This window comes from Mesorhizobium sp. C372A (assembly GCF_030323245.1).
In the GTDB taxonomy this organism is placed as follows: domain Bacteria; phylum Pseudomonadota; class Alphaproteobacteria; order Rhizobiales; family Rhizobiaceae; genus Mesorhizobium.
The window spans coordinates 5,083,693-5,099,255 of sequence record NZ_CP100475.1; the positions used below are offsets into that span (position 1 = coordinate 5,083,693).

Annotated in this window: 17 protein-coding genes; 3 read left to right on the forward strand and 14 right to left on the reverse strand. The window is 64.2% G+C overall.

Translation table 11 applies throughout. From position 1 onward, the window contains the following. The first annotated feature begins 130 nt into the window (after positions 1 to 130). Positions 131 to 1,045 carry a LysR substrate-binding domain-containing protein gene (locus tag NLY42_RS24455; RefSeq protein ID WP_023753646.1) on the forward strand — a complete coding sequence of 305 codons (915 nt, stop codon included), beginning with the start codon at positions 131 to 133 and terminating at the stop codon, positions 1,043 to 1,045. A gap of 58 nt (positions 1,046 to 1,103) precedes the next feature. On the opposite strand, the gene NLY42_RS24460 is transcribed toward NLY42_RS24455, so the two are convergent. Continuing rightward, positions 1,104 to 1,661, reverse strand: coding sequence for a hypothetical protein (locus NLY42_RS24460; protein WP_023705063.1), 558 nt, complete (start codon positions 1,659 to 1,661; stop codon positions 1,104 to 1,106). Positions 1,662 to 1,736: 75 nt separating this feature from the next. Then, positions 1,737 to 2,198, reverse strand: a complete 462-nt coding sequence (locus NLY42_RS24465) for an anthrone oxygenase family protein (RefSeq protein WP_023727523.1) — start codon at positions 2,196 to 2,198, stop codon at positions 1,737 to 1,739. Positions 2,199 to 2,494: 296 nt separating this feature from the next. Here NLY42_RS24465 and NLY42_RS24470 point away from each other — a divergent pair, with 296 nt between their 5' ends. Both NLY42_RS24470 and NLY42_RS24475 read left to right on the forward strand, forming a co-directional pair. Beyond that, positions 2,495 to 3,040, forward strand: a complete 546-nt coding sequence (locus NLY42_RS24470; protein ID WP_245263480.1) for a dTDP-4-dehydrorhamnose 3,5-epimerase family protein — start codon at positions 2,495 to 2,497, stop codon at positions 3,038 to 3,040. A gap of 1 nt (position 3,041) precedes the next feature. Next, entirely contained in the window at positions 3,042 to 4,040 is a 999-nt protein-coding gene (locus NLY42_RS24475) for a glycosyltransferase family 2 protein (RefSeq protein WP_023753647.1), read from the forward strand. 77 nt (positions 4,041 to 4,117) lie between these two features. Here NLY42_RS24475 and NLY42_RS24480 read toward each other — a convergent pair whose 3' ends face one another. The 12 genes from NLY42_RS24480 to nrdR all read right to left on the reverse strand — a co-directional run bounded on the left by NLY42_RS24480 (position 4,118) and on the right by nrdR (position 15,497). Then, complete coding sequence (locus NLY42_RS24480) at positions 4,118 to 6,259, reverse strand: sodium-translocating pyrophosphatase (RefSeq protein WP_023689501.1); 2,142 nt, start codon at positions 6,257 to 6,259, stop codon at positions 4,118 to 4,120. 259 nt (positions 6,260 to 6,518) lie between these two features. Then, positions 6,519 to 7,286, reverse strand: coding sequence for an ABC transporter permease (locus tag NLY42_RS24485; protein ID WP_023753648.1), 768 nt, complete (start codon positions 7,284 to 7,286; stop codon positions 6,519 to 6,521). Further along, positions 7,283 to 8,221, reverse strand: coding sequence for an ABC transporter ATP-binding protein (locus NLY42_RS24490; protein ID WP_023753649.1), 939 nt, complete (start codon positions 8,219 to 8,221; stop codon positions 7,283 to 7,285). Before NLY42_RS24490 ends, NLY42_RS24485 begins: the two co-directional genes overlap by 4 nt. Next, entirely contained in the window at positions 8,218 to 9,381 is a 1,164-nt protein-coding gene (locus tag NLY42_RS24495) for an ABC transporter permease (protein WP_023753650.1), read from the reverse strand. Before NLY42_RS24495 ends, NLY42_RS24490 begins: the two co-directional genes overlap by 4 nt. 316 nt (positions 9,382 to 9,697) lie before the next feature. Continuing rightward, complete coding sequence (gene osmF, locus NLY42_RS24500) at positions 9,698 to 10,609, reverse strand: glycine betaine ABC transporter substrate-binding protein OsmF (protein WP_023753651.1); 912 nt, start codon at positions 10,607 to 10,609, stop codon at positions 9,698 to 9,700. Positions 10,610 to 10,787: 178 nt separating this feature from the next. Beyond that, entirely contained in the window at positions 10,788 to 12,005 is a 1,218-nt protein-coding gene (locus NLY42_RS24505; RefSeq protein WP_023753652.1) for an MFS transporter, read from the reverse strand. After that, entirely contained in the window at positions 12,002 to 12,502 is a 501-nt protein-coding gene (nusB, locus tag NLY42_RS24510) for a transcription antitermination factor NusB (RefSeq protein WP_023682390.1), read from the reverse strand. Before nusB ends, NLY42_RS24505 begins: the two co-directional genes overlap by 4 nt. Next, a complete protein-coding gene (ribH, locus tag NLY42_RS24515) occupies positions 12,499 to 12,993 on the reverse strand; it encodes a 6,7-dimethyl-8-ribityllumazine synthase (RefSeq protein ID WP_023693260.1) in 495 nt (164 codons plus the stop codon). Before ribH ends, nusB begins: the two co-directional genes overlap by 4 nt. A gap of 78 nt (positions 12,994 to 13,071) precedes the next feature. Further along, on the reverse strand, positions 13,072 to 13,251 hold the full coding sequence (locus tag NLY42_RS24520; RefSeq protein WP_032895488.1) for a hypothetical protein: 180 nt from the start codon (positions 13,249 to 13,251) through the stop codon (positions 13,072 to 13,074). Continuing rightward, positions 13,251 to 13,868: a riboflavin synthase gene (locus NLY42_RS24525; protein ID WP_023708666.1), complete on the reverse strand. Its 618-nt coding sequence runs from the start codon at positions 13,866 to 13,868 to the stop codon at positions 13,251 to 13,253. The genes NLY42_RS24520 and NLY42_RS24525 overlap by 1 nt, the downstream gene beginning before the upstream one ends. 1 nt (position 13,869) lies before the next feature. Then, positions 13,870 to 15,000, reverse strand: a complete 1,131-nt coding sequence (gene ribD, locus NLY42_RS24530; protein ID WP_023753654.1) for a bifunctional diaminohydroxyphosphoribosylaminopyrimidine deaminase/5-amino-6-(5-phosphoribosylamino)uracil reductase RibD — start codon at positions 14,998 to 15,000, stop codon at positions 13,870 to 13,872. Positions 15,001 to 15,002: 2 nt separating this feature from the next. Further along, positions 15,003 to 15,497: a transcriptional regulator NrdR gene (gene nrdR / locus NLY42_RS24535; RefSeq protein ID WP_023669351.1), complete on the reverse strand. Its 495-nt coding sequence runs from the start codon at positions 15,495 to 15,497 to the stop codon at positions 15,003 to 15,005. Positions 15,498 to 15,563: the final 66 nt, after the last annotated feature.

Here is a 15,563-nt window from a genome sequence, read left to right on the forward strand (position 1 = left end):
CGGCGGCAATCGGGGGGCACTGGATGGCTACAATGATTTGCGCACTTGGACAAAAGACTATTTACGAAGCTATGGATGAGCTTTGTTCATTCATGCTAAGGAACCCATGGGCAGGATCGGGTAACGGCAAATGACAAGACGGCTTCCACAATTGGAATCCATTCGTGCTTTCGAGGTCATTGCCCGGCTGGGCAGCTTCAAGCGCGCCGGCGATGAGCTGAATGTTACGCCAAGCGCGCTCAGCCACCGCATCGCCGATCTCGAAGCCGATCTCGGCGTGCTTCTGTTCACCCGCCATGTCCGCCGCGTCGAACTAACGCTTGAAGGCGAACGATTGTCCGCGGGCGTGCGACGCGCATTGCTGGAAATCCAGAGCACGGTCGCGAGTGTCGCGCGCAACGAGCGCACGAGGCTGAGGGTCACTGCCATTCCTTCGCATGCCGTACGCTGGCTGGCCCCGCGCCTGCACAGGTTTCGCAAAAAGCATCCCGAAACAGAGATCGACATCAATGCGGATCTTGCAGTCGTCGACCTTTCGCAGCGAACAGTCGACATCGCATTGCGTTTCGGCGGCGGACACTATCCGGCCGTCGAGACCGAATGGCTGATGGCAGATGCGATCTTTCCTGTCGTCAGTCCCGACTATCTCGCCGCCAACGGCCCGGTCAGAGACCAGCACGATGTGCTGCGACTGTTCCGCATCCTCGACACGACGGCCGAAAATGACGAGAGCGGCGCCAATTGGCGCCACTGGTTCGAGAGAAACAATCTGCCGCTGGATACGGTTGGCGACGGCATGAATCTGAATGGCACCTTGTTGGCGGTCGAAGCGGCGGCGAGCGGTCTGGGCGTCGCCATCGCGAGGAAGTCGCTGGTCGAGAGCGATTTGCGCACCGGCAGGCTCGTCCGCCTCCTGACAACGGACATACCGACGAACTGGAACCACTACGTCGTCGTCCACCCGTCCATCTCCGCCTGGGAGCCTGCCAGATCGTTCATCAACTGGCTGAAGGCGGAAGCCGGCGACAGCGCCGGCGCCGGTTGACCTCGGCGGCCGTTTGGGAACTCTCCTTGGGAGGTCAGCAGAAGGCGCCCCCCGGTGCTCACGGACTCATTGCACCGGCCGGTTGGTCATCCTTGCGGCCCGACTGGTTCGCGGCCTTGGCGGCAAGCGCTGCCGCCATCTGGCTCTCCAGCTCGCGCAGCTTGGCGTCGAGTGTCGCCATGCCGCCCCAGCCGAATGTCGCGCGGTACAGCGGTGCGATCTCGGGCGTCAGGAATTCGACGAGGGTTTCGTCCTCGACCCAGACCTTGAGCACCTTGAACAGGCGCGCATCGATCAGCTCGCTATGCCAGCCCATGCGGGCGGCAATGCCCTGGATGGTTTCGGTCGAATTGGGCGTGCTGAGCAGCACATGCGAGCCGGAGCGCAGGCGCATGTTCGGGTCGAAGCCGATGCCGAGCGGCGCTTGCTGGTCCAGAACCGTGCCGCACGGCAGGATTTCGATCAGCGAGCCGAAATCGTCGCCGAGGCAGACGAACCATGCTCCCTCAGGAAATGGCGGCGACGGCGCACGAACCGCGGTGGCGACAAGCATTTCGGCAAGGACGCTGGCGACGGCCTGCGGATCGCGGGCGTTGAATGAAGCGTGGTGCAGCATGGCAATACTCCTGTTTTCAACGGCGGCGGCCGGCAGAAGTGCCGACCCATGCCGCGGCGTTCCGCGAAAACTGAATCACCGGCTGAGCGTCAGGATGACCGCGGCAAACAGGCAGGCGTATTCGGCCAGTCCAAGCACAAGGCGCAGATTGTGGTTGGCCGCCCAGCTGTCGCGCGTCTGCGCCCAATCATCGGGGATGGTCACCGGCGTCCAGCTCTGCACCTGTTTGTTGAGCGGCACCTGACGGCTGACGGTGAAGCCAATGTCGATCACCACCAGCGCCGCGGCGACGATCGTCAGGATGCGCGGCAGGCCGGCATCGACCGCAAACATCGCCGTCGCCGCGATCAGCACCAGCGTCGTCAGCCTGACGACCGGCATCACCCGGGTAAACGTCCGGTCGCGCATCTGATGCATGGCCATGTACTGGCCGGCGGTAAGATCATCGATGCGAAAATCGTGGATTACGCCCGAGACGTAGATGCCGGCAATAATTCCAGCCAGCGCAAGCGAAGCCGTCATCAAAAACATGTCCATGTCTTTTCCTGCCGAAATGCCTTTCCCTGCCCGAAATCGCCGCGAGGGCGAGCAGACACCGCGTCGATCGCAATGTCCTGGCCATGGCCGGGGTATTAAAGCAGGCGAACGGTCCGGGCTTGGGCAGAACGGAACGATGTTTTGGGCAATGCGGCTCTCCGATTGCATCAAAACATCAAGTGCCGTGAGATCGAAACCCATCAGCAAACCTTGACGCGTACTTGCCAGCGACCGGTCAAATTCGTATCAGACCGTGCTGGCCAATGGCGCATCACGCTGAATTGGGAGGAGCATCCGTGCCGGAAAAAACCCGGACAAAACCGACAGGCTGGATGGCGACCGGAACGGCTGACGGCCAGGTGGTCACGCCTGACTGGATGCCCATCGAGCCGGTGGCGATCGATGGCGTGAGGGTCAAGGAGATAAGGCCGGTCGCAACCTCCACCGGCTATCTGACCGAGATCTTTCGCGAGGAGTGGGAGCTCGATTCGGAGCCGGTCGGCCAGGTCTTCCAACGCACCTTGTATCCCGGCGCGGTGACGGGCTGGCATGCCCATGCGGTGACGACCGACCGGCTGTTCTGCTGCGTCGGCAGCGTTCGCATTTCGCTGTTTGACGGACGCAAGGCCTCGCCGACCTTCGGCGCCGTCTGGCACAAGATTATCGGCCCGCTGCGCCCGGCGGTCGTCATCATTCCGCCCGGCATATGGCATGGTGTTGTCTCGCTCGGAGCGGAGACGGCGGTGCTGCTCAATCTCGTCGACAAGGCCTATGCCTACGATCAGCCCGACCATTGGCGCCTGCCGCCAGACACCGACCACATTCCCTACAGACTGGTGTAGCGTGGAAGCATCGGCGCAGCGCGACCAGGCCGGCGGCGAACCGCTGGTCTCGATCGTGATCGCGACGCACAACCGGCCGGCAGCGCTGCGGCAGGCATTGACCAGCGTCATGCGCCAGACGTTGCAAGACTGGGAAGCCTTGGTCATCGGCGACGATTGCAGGCCGGATACGGCGGCCGTTGTCGCTGAATTTGACGATGCCCGCATCGTCTACATCGATCTTCCCGTCAATTTCGGCGAACAGTCCGGTCCCAACAATATCGGCTTTGCCAGGGCGCGTGGCCGCTTCGTCGCCTTGCTCAACCACGACGATCTGTGGTTTCCCGACCATTTGGCGGCGATGACCGGCTGGATCGACGCCTCGGGCGCCGACGTGGTACTGGCGCGCGGTGCCGTCATCCAGCCGCCGTCGGCGGCCGGCAATCCTGTCAATTCGATCTTCGGGATCGGCAAGGATGGTTTTTACGACCCCGTCACGACGGAAGGATTTGGCTCGGCACACATGTTTCGCCGCGCTTCGTTCAGCCTGCTCGGACCTTGGCGACCCGCCAGCCAGTGCTTTTGCGAAAGCTCGCAGGACTGGCTGTTTCGGGCATGGCGAAAGGGCGCGGTGATCGCGACGATGCCGCACCTCACGGTGATCAAGTTGCATTCCGGCATACGCAAGGGTTCCTATCTCGGCGACAATGCGCAGGAACAGAAGGATCTTCTGGATGCCATGCAGACGCCGGACGCCTTGCGCGTGAAAATCCTTGGCTGCGCGGGCGAACCCATTCGCCTGGCGGCATCGAGTTATCTCAGGCGCAGGCTGATGGCGGCTCTTGGCATCCATCCCCGCGCCCGCGCCTTCCGCCGCAAGTATAAGCGAGGCGCCTTCCTTGCCAAGCTGCGGCGCCTGCGTGGCCTGGCGCCGATGCCTGAGCGCGAACCTGGCGTGAGCGAATTGCTGGATCGCTACAGCAAGCGCGGCGATGTGGGGACCGAGCCGGATGAGGGTTGACTGCCACCAGCGTAAATCTCAAACAAAAACCCGCGGGATCGCTCCCGCGGGTTTGTTCCTGAAGCAGTGGCGTTGCCTTAGCCGTGCGCGAGCACGGCCAGCAGCAGAAGCGCCACGATGTTGGTGATCTTGATTGCCGGGTTGACCGCCGGGCCGGCGGTGTCCTTGTAGGGATCGCCAACCGTGTCGCCGGTGACCGAAGCCTTGTGCGCTTCGGACCCCTTGAGGTGCTTGACGCCGTCCTTGTCGACAAAACCGTCCTCGAACGACTTCTTGGCATTGTCCCAGGCGCCGCCGCCCGAAGTCATCGAGATGGCGACGAACAGGCCGTTGACGATGACGCCGAGCAACGAGGCGCCGAGTGCCGCAAAGGCGGACGCCTTGGAGCCCGAGATCAGCTGCACGCCGAAATAGACGACGAGCGGCGCCAGCACCGGCAGCAGCGAGGGGATGATCATTTCGCGGATCGCCGCCTTGGTCAGAAGGTCGACGGCGCGGGCATAGTTCGGCTTGGAGGTGCCGGCCATGATGCCCGGATCCTCGCGGAACTGCTTGCGCACCTCCTCGACGATGGCGCCCGCCGCGCGGCCGACGGCCGTCATGGCGATGCCGCCGAACAGGTACGGGATCAGGCCGCCAAAGATCAGGCCGGCGACAACATAGGGATTGGAGAGGTCGAAGGAGACATCGCCCATGCCCTGGAAGTATGGATATTTGTCGCCATTGGCGGCAAAGAACTTCAAATCGTTCGAATAGGCCGCAAACAGCACCAGCGCGCCAAGACCGGCCGAACCGATGGCATAGCCCTTGGTCACCGCCTTGGTGGTGTTGCCGACCGCGTCGAGCGCGTCGGTGGAGTGGCGCACTTCCTTGGGCAGGCCGGCCATTTCGGCAATGCCGCCGGCATTGTCGGTGACCGGGCCGAAGGCGTCGAGGGCGACGATCATGCCGGCCAGGCCGAGCATGGTGGTGACCGCGATCGCCGTCCCGAACAGGCCGGCGAGCTGGTAGGTCGAGATGATGCCGCCGACGATGACGATTGCCGGCAGTGCGGTCGATTCCAGCGACACCGCAAGTCCCTGGATGACGTTGGTGCCGTGACCGGTCACCGAGGCCTGGGCGATGGAGTTCACCGGGCGCTTGTTGGTGCCGGTATAGTATTCGGTGATCACCACGATGAGACCGGTCACAACGAGACCGATCAGGCCGCAGATGAACAGGTTCTTGCCGATGATGGTCATGCCGGCGACGGTGCCGACCTCGCCCCAGCCGACGGTTGCCGAGGTAGCGACACCGAGACCGACGATCGACAGCAGGCCGGTGACGATCAGGCCTTTGTAGAGGGCGCCCATGATCGAGCCGTTGGAACCGAGCTTGACGAAGAAGGTGCCGACGATCGAGGTCAGGATACAGGCGCCGCAGATGGCGAGCGGATAGAGCATCGCCGCACCCAGAGCGGCGGTTCCGCCGAAGAAGATGGCAGCCAGCACCATGGTGGCAACGACGGTCACCGCATAGGTCTCGAAGAGGTCGGCGGCCATGCCGGCGCAATCACCGACATTATCGCCGACATTGTCGGCGATGGTGGCCGGGTTGCGCGGATCGTCTTCGGGAATACCGGCTTCGACCTTGCCCACGAGATCGCCGCCGACGTCGGCGCCCTTGGTGAAGATGCCGCCGCCCAGACGGGCGAAGATCGAGATCAGCGAAGCGCCGAAGCCGAGCGAAACCAGCGCATCGATGACGATGCGGTCATTGGGCTGCAGGCCCATCGGGCCGGTCAGAATATAGTAGTAAATCGACACGCCGAGCAGCGCCAGGCCAGCCACCAGCATACCGGTGATGGCGCCCGACTTGAAGGCGATGTCGAGACCGGCGGCGAGGCTGTTGGACGCCGCCTGCGCGGTGCGCACATTGGCGCGCACCGAGACGTGCATGCCGATGAAACCGGCGGCGCCCGAAAGCACGGCGCCGATCAGGAAGCCGACCGCGGCGGTGATCGAAAGCAGCCACCAGGCGAGCACGAGCACGACCACGCCGACGATGGCGATGGTGGTGTACTGGCGCGCCAGATAGGCCTGCGCGCCTTCGCGGATGGCGGCGGAGATTTCCTGCATGCGTGCATTGCCCTGATCGGCTGCAAGAACCGATCGTGTCGCCCAGATGGCGTAAAGGATTGAAAGCAAGCCGCAGGCGATGACGGCAGAAATGATGGTCATTGCCGAATTTTCCTCGATTGATGGCCCAAAAGAACCCCTCCCTGGGCCGTTGGTGCGGGGAGCGGATAAAGCCTAGGCGGAATCCGTCCTTCGCAGCGGTGTATGCGAAACAGGGCTCGGAACGTCAAGATATTGTTCGGTTTTTGCCCCGCTTTCAGCCAAAAGTTTAGGCCAGAACATTCCCGTGGCCGATGCCTTGCTATTAGATCGGTTGAAATGACGCTGCGTCAGTCACTGCTTGCCCGCAGTCCAGCGAAGGTCAGTCGCCAGTCTCCTGCCCCATCTTGCGCGCCGTGTAGCGTTCGACCGCCGAAAGGCCGTCATAGATCAGCACCGCAAGGGCCGCGACGATCAGGCCGCCTTGCAGGACGAAGGCGAGATTGTTGGACAGCAGGCCGGCGATGATCACCTCGCCCAGCGTCTTGGCGGCAACCGTCGAGCCGATCGTCGCCGTGGCCAGGCTGATCACCACCGACAGCCTTATGCCGCCCAGAATGATCGGCGCACTCAGCGGCAATTCAACCTTGATCAGCCTTTGCCAGCCGGTCATGCCGGCGCCGCGCGCGGCCTCCATGATGTTGCCCTGCAGCGTCGTTAGGCCGGTCAGCGCGTTCTCGAAGATCGGCAGCAGGCCGTAGAGAAACAGCGCAATCAGCGTCGGCTTCTCGCCGAAACCGACGGCGGGCACCGCCAGCGCCAGCACCGCCACCGGCGGAAAGGTCTGGCCGATATTGACCAGGCTGCGCGACAGCGGCAGGAATTCGGCGCCCGCCGGCCTGGTCACCAGGATGGCAAGCGCCACGGCAACGATGGTTGCGGCGACGGTAGCGATCAGCACGGTCCTGAGATGCAGCAGGGTCAGCGTCAGCAGGCTGCCCTGATTGTAGATCGCCGGCGCATTGTTTTCGGTCAGCGGCTTCAACAGCGGCTCGAACCAGCCGGGATTGGTGACGAAGGCTATGAGAAGCACCACCAGGGCAAGCCTGAGCAGCGAAGGCAGCCAGGCTTTTAGACCGGCCCCTTTCATGCCGGCCTCGCCGCGCGCTTCACCAGCCCGTCGACGGTGACCCGGCCGAGCGGCTTGCCGTCTTCGCCCTTGACCGGCAGCGCCGGCCGGCCCGACCACAGAAGCTCGGCCAGCGCGTCGCGCTGGCTGGCGTCGCCTGGGATCGCCTCGCCTTCGGCAGTCCCCTTTTCCACGGCGTCGCGCACGCGGCCGAGCGACAAGAGCCGGAACGGCTTTTCGCTGGCGCCGACCAGGGTTTCGACGAAGGCGTTCGCCGGCCGCGCCAGGATCTCTTCCGGCTTGGCGTATTGCACCAGCTTTCCGGCATCCATGACGGCGATCTTGTCGCCCATGTGGACCGCCTCCTCCATGTCGTGGGTAACGAGGATGATGGTGGTGCCGAAGCGCTTCTGGATTGCCAGCAGGTCCTCCTGCGCCTTGGTGCGGATGATCGGGTCGAGTGCGCCGAACGGCTCGTCCATCAGAAGCACATTGGGCTCGGCGGCGAGCGCGCGGGCGACGCCGACACGCTGCTGTTGCCCGCCGGACAGTTCGTGCGGGTAGCGCGGGCCATAGGCCTCGGGGTCGAGCTGGTAGAGTGTCATCAACTCATCGACGCGGGCCTTGATGCGGTCCTTGTCCCAGCCCAGCAGGACCGGCACGGTGGCGATGTTCTGCGCAACGGTGCGGTGCGGGAACAGGCCGTGGCCCTGGATAGCGTAGCCGATGCTGCGGCGCAGCTCGTAGCCGGGCAGCGTGCGGTTGTCGTTGCCGTCGAGCTTGATGACGCCGGCGGTCGGCTCGACCAGCCGGTTGATCATTCGCAGCAGCGTCGTCTTGCCGGAACCGGAGGTACCGACAATGACGCAAACCGTACGCGGCCGGACGACCATGGACACGTCGTCGACCACGGTCGTCGCGTCATAGCGCTTGGTAATGCCTTCGATCTCGATCATGCCGTTTCAACCCTGCGCCTGGTGGCGGTCATTTCGATTACTGCGTCGAGGATGATGGCCGCGGCAAAAGCCAGCGCCACCGTCGGCACGGCGCCCAGCAGCACCAGGTCCATCGCCGTCTGGCCAACGCCCTGAAACACAAACACACCGAAGCCGCCGCCGCCGATGAGTGCTGCGATGGTGGCCAGGCCGATGTTCTGCACCAGCACGATGCGGATGCCGGTGAGGATCACCGGAAAGGCCAACGGAAACTCGACGCCGAACAGGCGCTGGCCATCGGTCATGCCCATGCCGCGCGCTGCATCATCGGCCGCGCGGGGTACGCCGGCAAGCCCGACCACGGTGTTGGCCACCACCGGCAGCAGCGAATAGAGGAACAAGGCAACGAAGGCGGGCGCGGTGCCGATGCCTCTGATACCGAGCGCTGCGGCACCCGGAACATGGGTGGCGACCCAGCCGAGCGGTGCGATCAGCAGGCCGAACAGCGCGATCGAGGGTATGGTCTGGACGATGTTGAGCACGTTGAGCACACCGGCGCGCAACCGTTCGACGCGATGGCATAGAATGCCGAGCGGCAGGCCGACGATCACCGCCGCCGCCAGCGACCCCAGCGCCAGTGTGATGTGCTTGGAGCCTTCGGCCCAGAAACTATCGGCGCGGTTTGCATATTCCTTGAGGATCGACAGGCTGTCCCACTGCCCCGATATCAGCAACAAGCCGATGGCCAGCGCCGCGACGACGAGCACGCCGACGCGGGCCGGTGGCGACAGGTTGAGCCTGGTCAGCACGTCGGCGAGCAACAATGTGAAGGCAAAGATCAACAGCCAGAACCCGGAAGCCGGCGAGATGCGGGCGAAGGTGTTGCCGGCCGGCATCAGGAAGGTGCCGGCGACACCGATCAGGATGGCAAGGGCGGCGAGCGCCACGACGCTTGCGGCCAGGCGCAGGCCAAGCGGGGTTTTCAGCAAGGCAACAATTGCGGCCACGACGACGACTGCCAGCAGCAGCGGCCCGATCGTTGCGGGCAACGCCTCCAGCATCGAGCGCGCCTGACCGGGGACGATACGATTGGCGCGGAAGGTGGCGAACGGGGCCAGAAACGCCGCATAGGCAACGATCGCCGCGATAACCATGCCGAGCTTGTCGAAACGCAGGGTCATGGATGCCCCTCATGAGGAGCGATTTTCCACGTTGCGCAGACTACGCTGGTGATCGGCGAAAGCCGACGCGAAATCCGATCTCCCCCTTTGCGGGGGAGATGGCCGGCAGGCCAGAGGGGGGTGTGAAGGATCGCCAGCTTTCGAGCGTCGGCCTGTTCGGAAGCAACCCTGTTGAGGCACGCACCTGCTACCGGTTGTGAGGTCGGCGGGACAGCATCCCCCTCTGTCCTGCCGGACATCTCCCCCGCAAGGGGGGAGATCAGCAGCTTCCAGAGAGGGGTGTCTCGCACCAGCGTCACGATCAGCTATGCGCTGACTACTTCAAAAACCCGTTCTTCTTCAAAAAGTCCTCGGCGACACCCTTGACCGGCTCGCCGCCGACCTGGACGCGGCCGTTGAGTTCCTGCAGCGTGACGAGGTCGAGCTTGGCGAACACCGGCTTCAACAGCGTCTCGATCTCCGGATGCTCTTTCAGCACCGCTTCGCGGATGATCGGCGCCGGCTGGTAGACCGGCTGCACGCCCTTGTCGTCGGCGAGCACGACCAGGCCGGACGGCGCGATGCCGCCGTCGGTGCCGTAGACCATGGCGGCGTTGGCGCCGTTGGTCTGGTTGGCGGCAGCACCGATTGTCGCGGCGGTGTCGCCGCCCGAAAGCGTGATCAACTGCTCCGGCTTCAGCGTGAAGCCGTAAGTGGTCTGGAACGCCGGCAGGGCTGCCGCCGAATTGACGAACTCGGCCGACGCCGCCAAAACCACCGTGCCGCCGCCGGCAACGTATTTGCCGAAGTCGGAGAGCGTGGCCAGCTTGTTGGTCTCGGCAACCTCCTTGCGCAGCGCGATCGCCCAGGTGTTGTTGGCCGGTGACGGCGACAGCCAGACGATCTTGTTGGCGTCGTAGTCGAGCTTCTTGGCGGTCTCATAGGCCTTGGCGGCATCCTTCCAGACCGGATCGTCGGCCTTCTCGAAGAAGAAAGCGGCATTGCCGGTGTATTCGGGATAGATGTCGATCTCGCCGGCAGTGATCGCCTTGCGTACCACCGGCGTGCCGCCGAGCTGGATGCGGTCGGTGGTCTTGATGTTGTTGGCGTTGAGCACAAGCTGGATGATGTTGCCGAGCACGCCGCCCTCGGTGTCGATCTTCGAGGAGACGACCACCTGGGCATTGGCGGAGGCGGCCGTGATGCCGAGCGCCAACGCCGCGCCGGCCAGAATATTGACTGAAAACATTGTGAAAACCCCTTGCTTTGGACCGAAATGCGGTGGCCGCATATGAGCATGGCTTCAACGCCCCGTCGGGGCACACGGTTTCATAACAATGGGTACAGACGCAATAATTTTGTGCGGTCGCCGCGATTTCGGCCGCCGCCATGCTGACACGTCGTGCCAAGCCAAAGATAGAACCGGATCAGGCGCGGGCTTTGCGCGATCCGGTCAGTTTGAGCGCGCCAAGGGCGACGAAGCAGAGGGCGACGACCGGGAAAACCAGCCAGTTCAGCATCTCCCAGCCCCAGGCATTGTAGATGGCGCCCGACATTAGCGAGGCGAAGGCGACGGAGCCGAACAGGACGAAGTCGTGGAAGCCCTGCACCTTGCTCTTTTCGGACGGATGGTAGCTGTCGGCGACCATGGAGGTGGCGCCGATGAAGGCAAAATTCCAGCCGAGGCCAAGCAGGATCAGCGCAGTCCAGAACTGCCACAAATGCAGGCCGGACAATGCCACCGCGGCGCAGCCGATGAGCAGGACCAGGCCGGTTGCGACGATGCGTTCGGCGCCGAAGCGATGGATCAGCGATCCGGTGAAGAAGCTCGGCGCAAACATCGCCATCACATGCCAGGAAATGCCGAGCGTGGCGTCGTCCGTCGACAGGCCGCAGCCGACCATGGCCAGCGGCGCGCCGGTCATGACGAAACTCATCAGCGCATAGCTGCCGACGGCGCAAAACAGTGCCGCGACGAAACGCGGCCGGGTGACGATCTCGGACAGCGGCCGGGCGTCGCTTGACGCGACTTCCGCGTGGCCGGGAGCCTTGGCCGGGATGCGCAGGAATGACAGGATGATGGCGCCGGCCGCCGCCAGAACCGGAATGGCCACGAACGAGCCGGCAAACATCACCGGCGCCAGCAATTCGCGGGTGAAGATGACGATCTGCGGCCCGAGAATCGCGGTGATGACGCCGCCGGCCAGCACGAAGGAAATGGCGCGCGCCTTGAATTCGGGCGGAGCATTATCGGCGGCGGCGAAGCGGAACTGCTGGACGAAGGCGCCGCCGACGCCGATCACCAGCAGCGCGAAAGCGAACAGCCAGAAGCTGGCGTGGAACAGAGCCAACGTGGAGATGACGCCGCCAAGCGCGGTGACGATGGTGCCGGTCATGAAACCGCCGCGCTGGCCGAGCCAACGGATGATGGCCGCGGCCGGCAACGCGCCGAGCGCCACGCCGATGTTGAAGCCGGTGATTGGCGCCGTTGCCAGCGACTTATCGGGGCCAAGCAGATATTGCCCGGCCAGCCCGCCCATGGAAATGGCAATCGGCGCGGCCGAACCGATAATCGCCTGCGACGTCGCCAGGATGATCGCCGTGCGGCGCGCTTCCCTTGCTGCGCCGGCGACGGTGCCGGTCACAATGCGTCCTTGCCGCGCCCCTCGCCCCGCACCCGGCGCGACACACGGTCGAGCACGGCGTTGGTCAGCTTCGGCTCGTCTTCCTCGTAGAAGGCCTTGGCGATGTCGACATATTCCGAAACGATGACGGCCACCGGCACGTCGTCGCGCTTCATCAGTTCGTAGACGCCGGCGCGCAGGATGGCGCGCAACGTCGAGTCGAGTCTGGACAGCGGCCAGTCTTCCGTCAGCGCCTGGCGTATGATCGGATCGATGGTCGTCTGGTTCTCGACGACGCCGGCCAGGATGGCGCGGAACCACTGCGCGTCGGCCTCGCGATAAAGCGCGCCGTCGACTTCCTTGCCGAGCCGGAACGCCTCGTATTCGGCGGTGATCTCGAAGACGCCGCTGCCGGCCACGTCCATCTGGTAAAGCGCCTGCACGGCGGCCAGACGGGCGGCGCCACGCTTGTTGGCGTGGCGTATCGCGGGCTGGCCGGGCGAAGCGGGTTCGCTCACGATTGCGCTCCCAGCTTCTCCTTGAGCGCGATCATGGTCAGCGCCGCGCGCGCGGCAAAGCCGCCCTTGTCGCCCTCCGAGCGCTTGGCGCGCGTCCAGGCCTGCGCGTCGTTCTCGGTGGTCAGGATGCCGTTGCCGATCGCAATCGCTTCCTGCACCGAGAGATCCATCAGCGCGCGGCTCGATTCATTGGCGACGATGTCGAAATGATAAGTGTCGCCACGAATGATGGTGCCGAGCGCGACAAAACCATCATAGTCCTTGCCGCCCTCGCCCATGCCGTCGAGCGCAAAAGTGATCACTGCTGGAATTTCCAGCGAACCGGGAACGGTGACGACGTCATAGGTCGCGCCGGCTTCGTCGAGCGCGCTCGTCGCGCCGTCGAGCAGCGCGTCGGCAAGATCGTCATGAAAGCGCGCCTCGATAATCAGAAGGTGGGCCTTCTTCTTCGGGCGAATGAACGCTTTGCCGTGTTGGGATGTGCCTGCCATGAATGTCTCCGGGGGTAGCCGGTGACTTAGGCCGAAGCCGGTTTGATCGCAAGCGGAAGATTGCTGGAGGTGAGGCCGTCAGATACCGGTAGCCTCGCGATACCGACGCACTGTATCGCGAAGACGATCGTTTATGGGCTGAGCATTGATCAGAGCTTCAGGGAAAACCTTGCGATCGTTGACCGACAAACCGAGGCCGAGCGCGTCCTCAGTGTGGAGCTCTTCCCGCTGCCCGAAGTGAATTTCGTCTTTTGTCATCACAAACCTTCCTTCGCGGCCTCGACCAGCCGCGCGGCGTAGCGGGCCATGGTGTCGATCTCGAGGTTGACCTTGTCGCCGACCTTGCGCTCGCCCCAGGTGGTCACGGTCAGCGAATGATGGATCAACAGCACGTCGAAACGGGCGCCTTCGACCTTGTTGACGGTGAGTGAGGTGCCGTCGAGTGCGACTGAACCCTTGGGCGCGATGAATTTCGCCAGTTCGCGTGGCGCCTCCAGCGTGAAGCGAACGGCATCGCCTTCATCCTTGCGCTCGGCGATTTCGGCCATGCCATCGACATGACCCGACACGATGTGGCCGCCGAGTTCGTCGCCGATCTTCAGTGCCCGCTCGAGATTGACCTTGGTGCCTGATTTCCAGCCCGACGCCGTGGTCAGCCTCAGTGCCTCTTCCCAGGCTTCGACCTCGAACCAGCGGGCGTTCGAGCCGCCATCTGGCAGCGCCGTCACCGTCAGGCAGACGCCGCCGCAGGAGATCGAGGCACCGATGGCGATCGTCGCGGGGTCATAGGCGGTGTCGATGCGCAGGCCGACGCCTTCGCTCAGCGGCTTGACGGCCGCGACGGTGCCGATATCGGTGACAATTCCAGTGAACATTTCAGATATCTCTCACCCATTCGGCATAGCTGTCTTCCCCGAAGCGCATCTCGCGCAATTTGCGGAAGCCTGCCGGGATATGGTTGGCGTCGATGGGCGATGCAATGCCGCCCTCGCCGATCGCTTCCGGTCCCTGGAACAGCACGATGCGGTCGATCAGTCCTTCGGCGAGGAAGGCGCTGGCCACCTTGGCGCCGCCTTCGACCAGAACGCTGGCCATGCCGAGCGCGCCGAGATCCTCGAGCAGTTCCGGCAAGGCCACGCCGCCTTCATGGGTTTCGGTGCCGATGAAGCGCACGCCGGCACGCTCCAGCACCGACCGCCGTAGCGGATCAGCCTCCAGGCTCGCGGCGACATAGAGCGGCACCCGGTCGGTGCCGGAGACCAGCTTCGAGGCTTCCGGCAGCCTGATCTGGCGGTCGAGCACGATGCGCGCCGGCGAGCGGTTCTCCAGCCCCGGCAGCCTCACGGTGAGCGCGGGATCATCCTCCAGCGCCGTGCCGATGCCGACCAGTATGCCATCGGCTTCGGCGCGCATCAGATAGACTTCGCGGCGGGCGATATCGCCGGTGATCGCGACCTGGCCGGCGCCATGCCTGCCGATCTTGCCGTCGCTGGAAAGCGCAAGCTTCAGAGTCACTTCCGGACGCTTTTTCATGGATCGAATCAAATAGCCGGCCATCTGCTCGGCGGCTTCCTCGACCAGCACCTTTTCGACCACTTCGATGCCGGCGGCGCGCAGGATGGCATAGCCTTTGCCGGAGACGCGCGGATCGGGATCGCTGGCGGCGCCGACGACCCGCGCCACTCCGGCATTGACCAGCGCGTTGGCGCAAGGCGGGGTGCGGCCATGGTGGGCGCAGGGCTCCAGCGTGACATAGGCGGTGGCGCCGCGCGCCAACTCGCCGGCTTCAGTCAGCGCCTCGGTCTCGGCATGCGGCCGGCCGCCAACAGCCGTGACCCCTGTGCCGACGATCATCGGGCCGGCGCCATCGTCGCGAACGATTATGGTGCCGACGGAAGGGTTGGTCGAGGTGCGGCCGGCATTTCTGCGCGAGAGCCTCAGCGCCGCGGCCATGAAGCGGCGATCGAGGGCCTGCTGATCGGCCTTCCCTGACGTTTGGCTTGCCATGCTCAGCCGGCGTCCTCTTCGCTCTTCAGCTCGTCGCCTTTGAGTTCGTCACCTTTGAGCTCACCCAGCACGTCATGGAAGTCCTTAGCCTCACGGAAATTGCGATAGACCGAGGCGAAGCGGACATAGGCGACGTCGTCGAGCGACTTCAGCGCTTCCATGACGAGCCGGCCGACCTCGCCCGAGGCGATTTCAGTCTCGCCGGAGCTTTCGAGCTGGCGCACGATGCCGGTGACGGCGCGGTCGATGCGCTCGGGATCGACATTGCGCTTGCGCACCGCGATCTCCACCGAACGCAAGAGCTTGTCGCGGTCGAACGGCACCTTTCTGCCGGACTTCTTCACCACCACGAGGTCGCGCAACTGGACGCGCTCGAAAGTGGTGAAACGGCCACCGCAATCGGGACAGACGCGCCGCCGGCGGATCGCCGCGCCATCCTCGGCGGGGCGCGAATCCTTCACCTGCGTATCTTCGGACTGGCAATAGGGACAGCGCATGGAGAGCCTTCAGGTTGGCGATTCTGGCGGAACGATAGGCTTAGAGGTTTTTGCCGGGACGGCAAA

Excerpts from the sequence above, each read along its gene's own strand:
- NLY42_RS24465 (WP_023727523.1), bottom strand. The coding sequence starts at position 2,198 with ATGGACATGTTTTTGATGACGGCTTCGCTTGCGCTGGCTGGAATTATT.
- NLY42_RS24485 (WP_023753648.1), bottom strand. The coding sequence starts at position 7,286 with ATGAAAGGGGCCGGTCTAAAAGCCTGGCTGCCTTCGCTGCTCAGGCTT.
- nrdR (WP_023669351.1), bottom strand. The coding sequence starts at position 15,497 with ATGCGCTGTCCCTATTGCCAGTCCGAAGATACGCAGGTGAAGGATTCG.
- NLY42_RS24525 (WP_023708666.1), bottom strand. The coding sequence starts at position 13,868 with ATGTTCACTGGAATTGTCACCGATATCGGCACCGTCGCGGCCGTCAAG.
- NLY42_RS24520 (WP_032895488.1), bottom strand. The coding sequence starts at position 13,251 with ATGACAAAAGACGAAATTCACTTCGGGCAGCGGGAAGAGCTCCACACT.
- ribH (WP_023693260.1), bottom strand. The coding sequence starts at position 12,993 with ATGGCAGGCACATCCCAACACGGCAAAGCGTTCATTCGCCCGAAGAAG.
- NLY42_RS24460 (WP_023705063.1), bottom strand. The coding sequence starts at position 1,661 with ATGCTGCACCACGCTTCATTCAACGCCCGCGATCCGCAGGCCGTCGCC.
- osmF (WP_023753651.1), bottom strand. The coding sequence starts at position 10,609 with ATGTTTTCAGTCAATATTCTGGCCGGCGCGGCGTTGGCGCTCGGCATC.
- NLY42_RS24490 (WP_023753649.1), bottom strand. The coding sequence starts at position 8,221 with ATGATCGAGATCGAAGGCATTACCAAGCGCTATGACGCGACGACCGTG.
- NLY42_RS24455 (WP_023753646.1), top strand. The coding sequence starts at position 131 with ATGACAAGACGGCTTCCACAATTGGAATCCATTCGTGCTTTCGAGGTC.
- NLY42_RS24480 (WP_023689501.1), bottom strand. The coding sequence starts at position 6,259 with ATGACCATCATTTCTGCCGTCATCGCCTGCGGCTTGCTTTCAATCCTT.
- ribD (WP_023753654.1), bottom strand. The coding sequence starts at position 15,000 with ATGGCAAGCCAAACGTCAGGGAAGGCCGATCAGCAGGCCCTCGATCGC.
- NLY42_RS24495 (WP_023753650.1), bottom strand. The coding sequence starts at position 9,381 with ATGACCCTGCGTTTCGACAAGCTCGGCATGGTTATCGCGGCGATCGTT.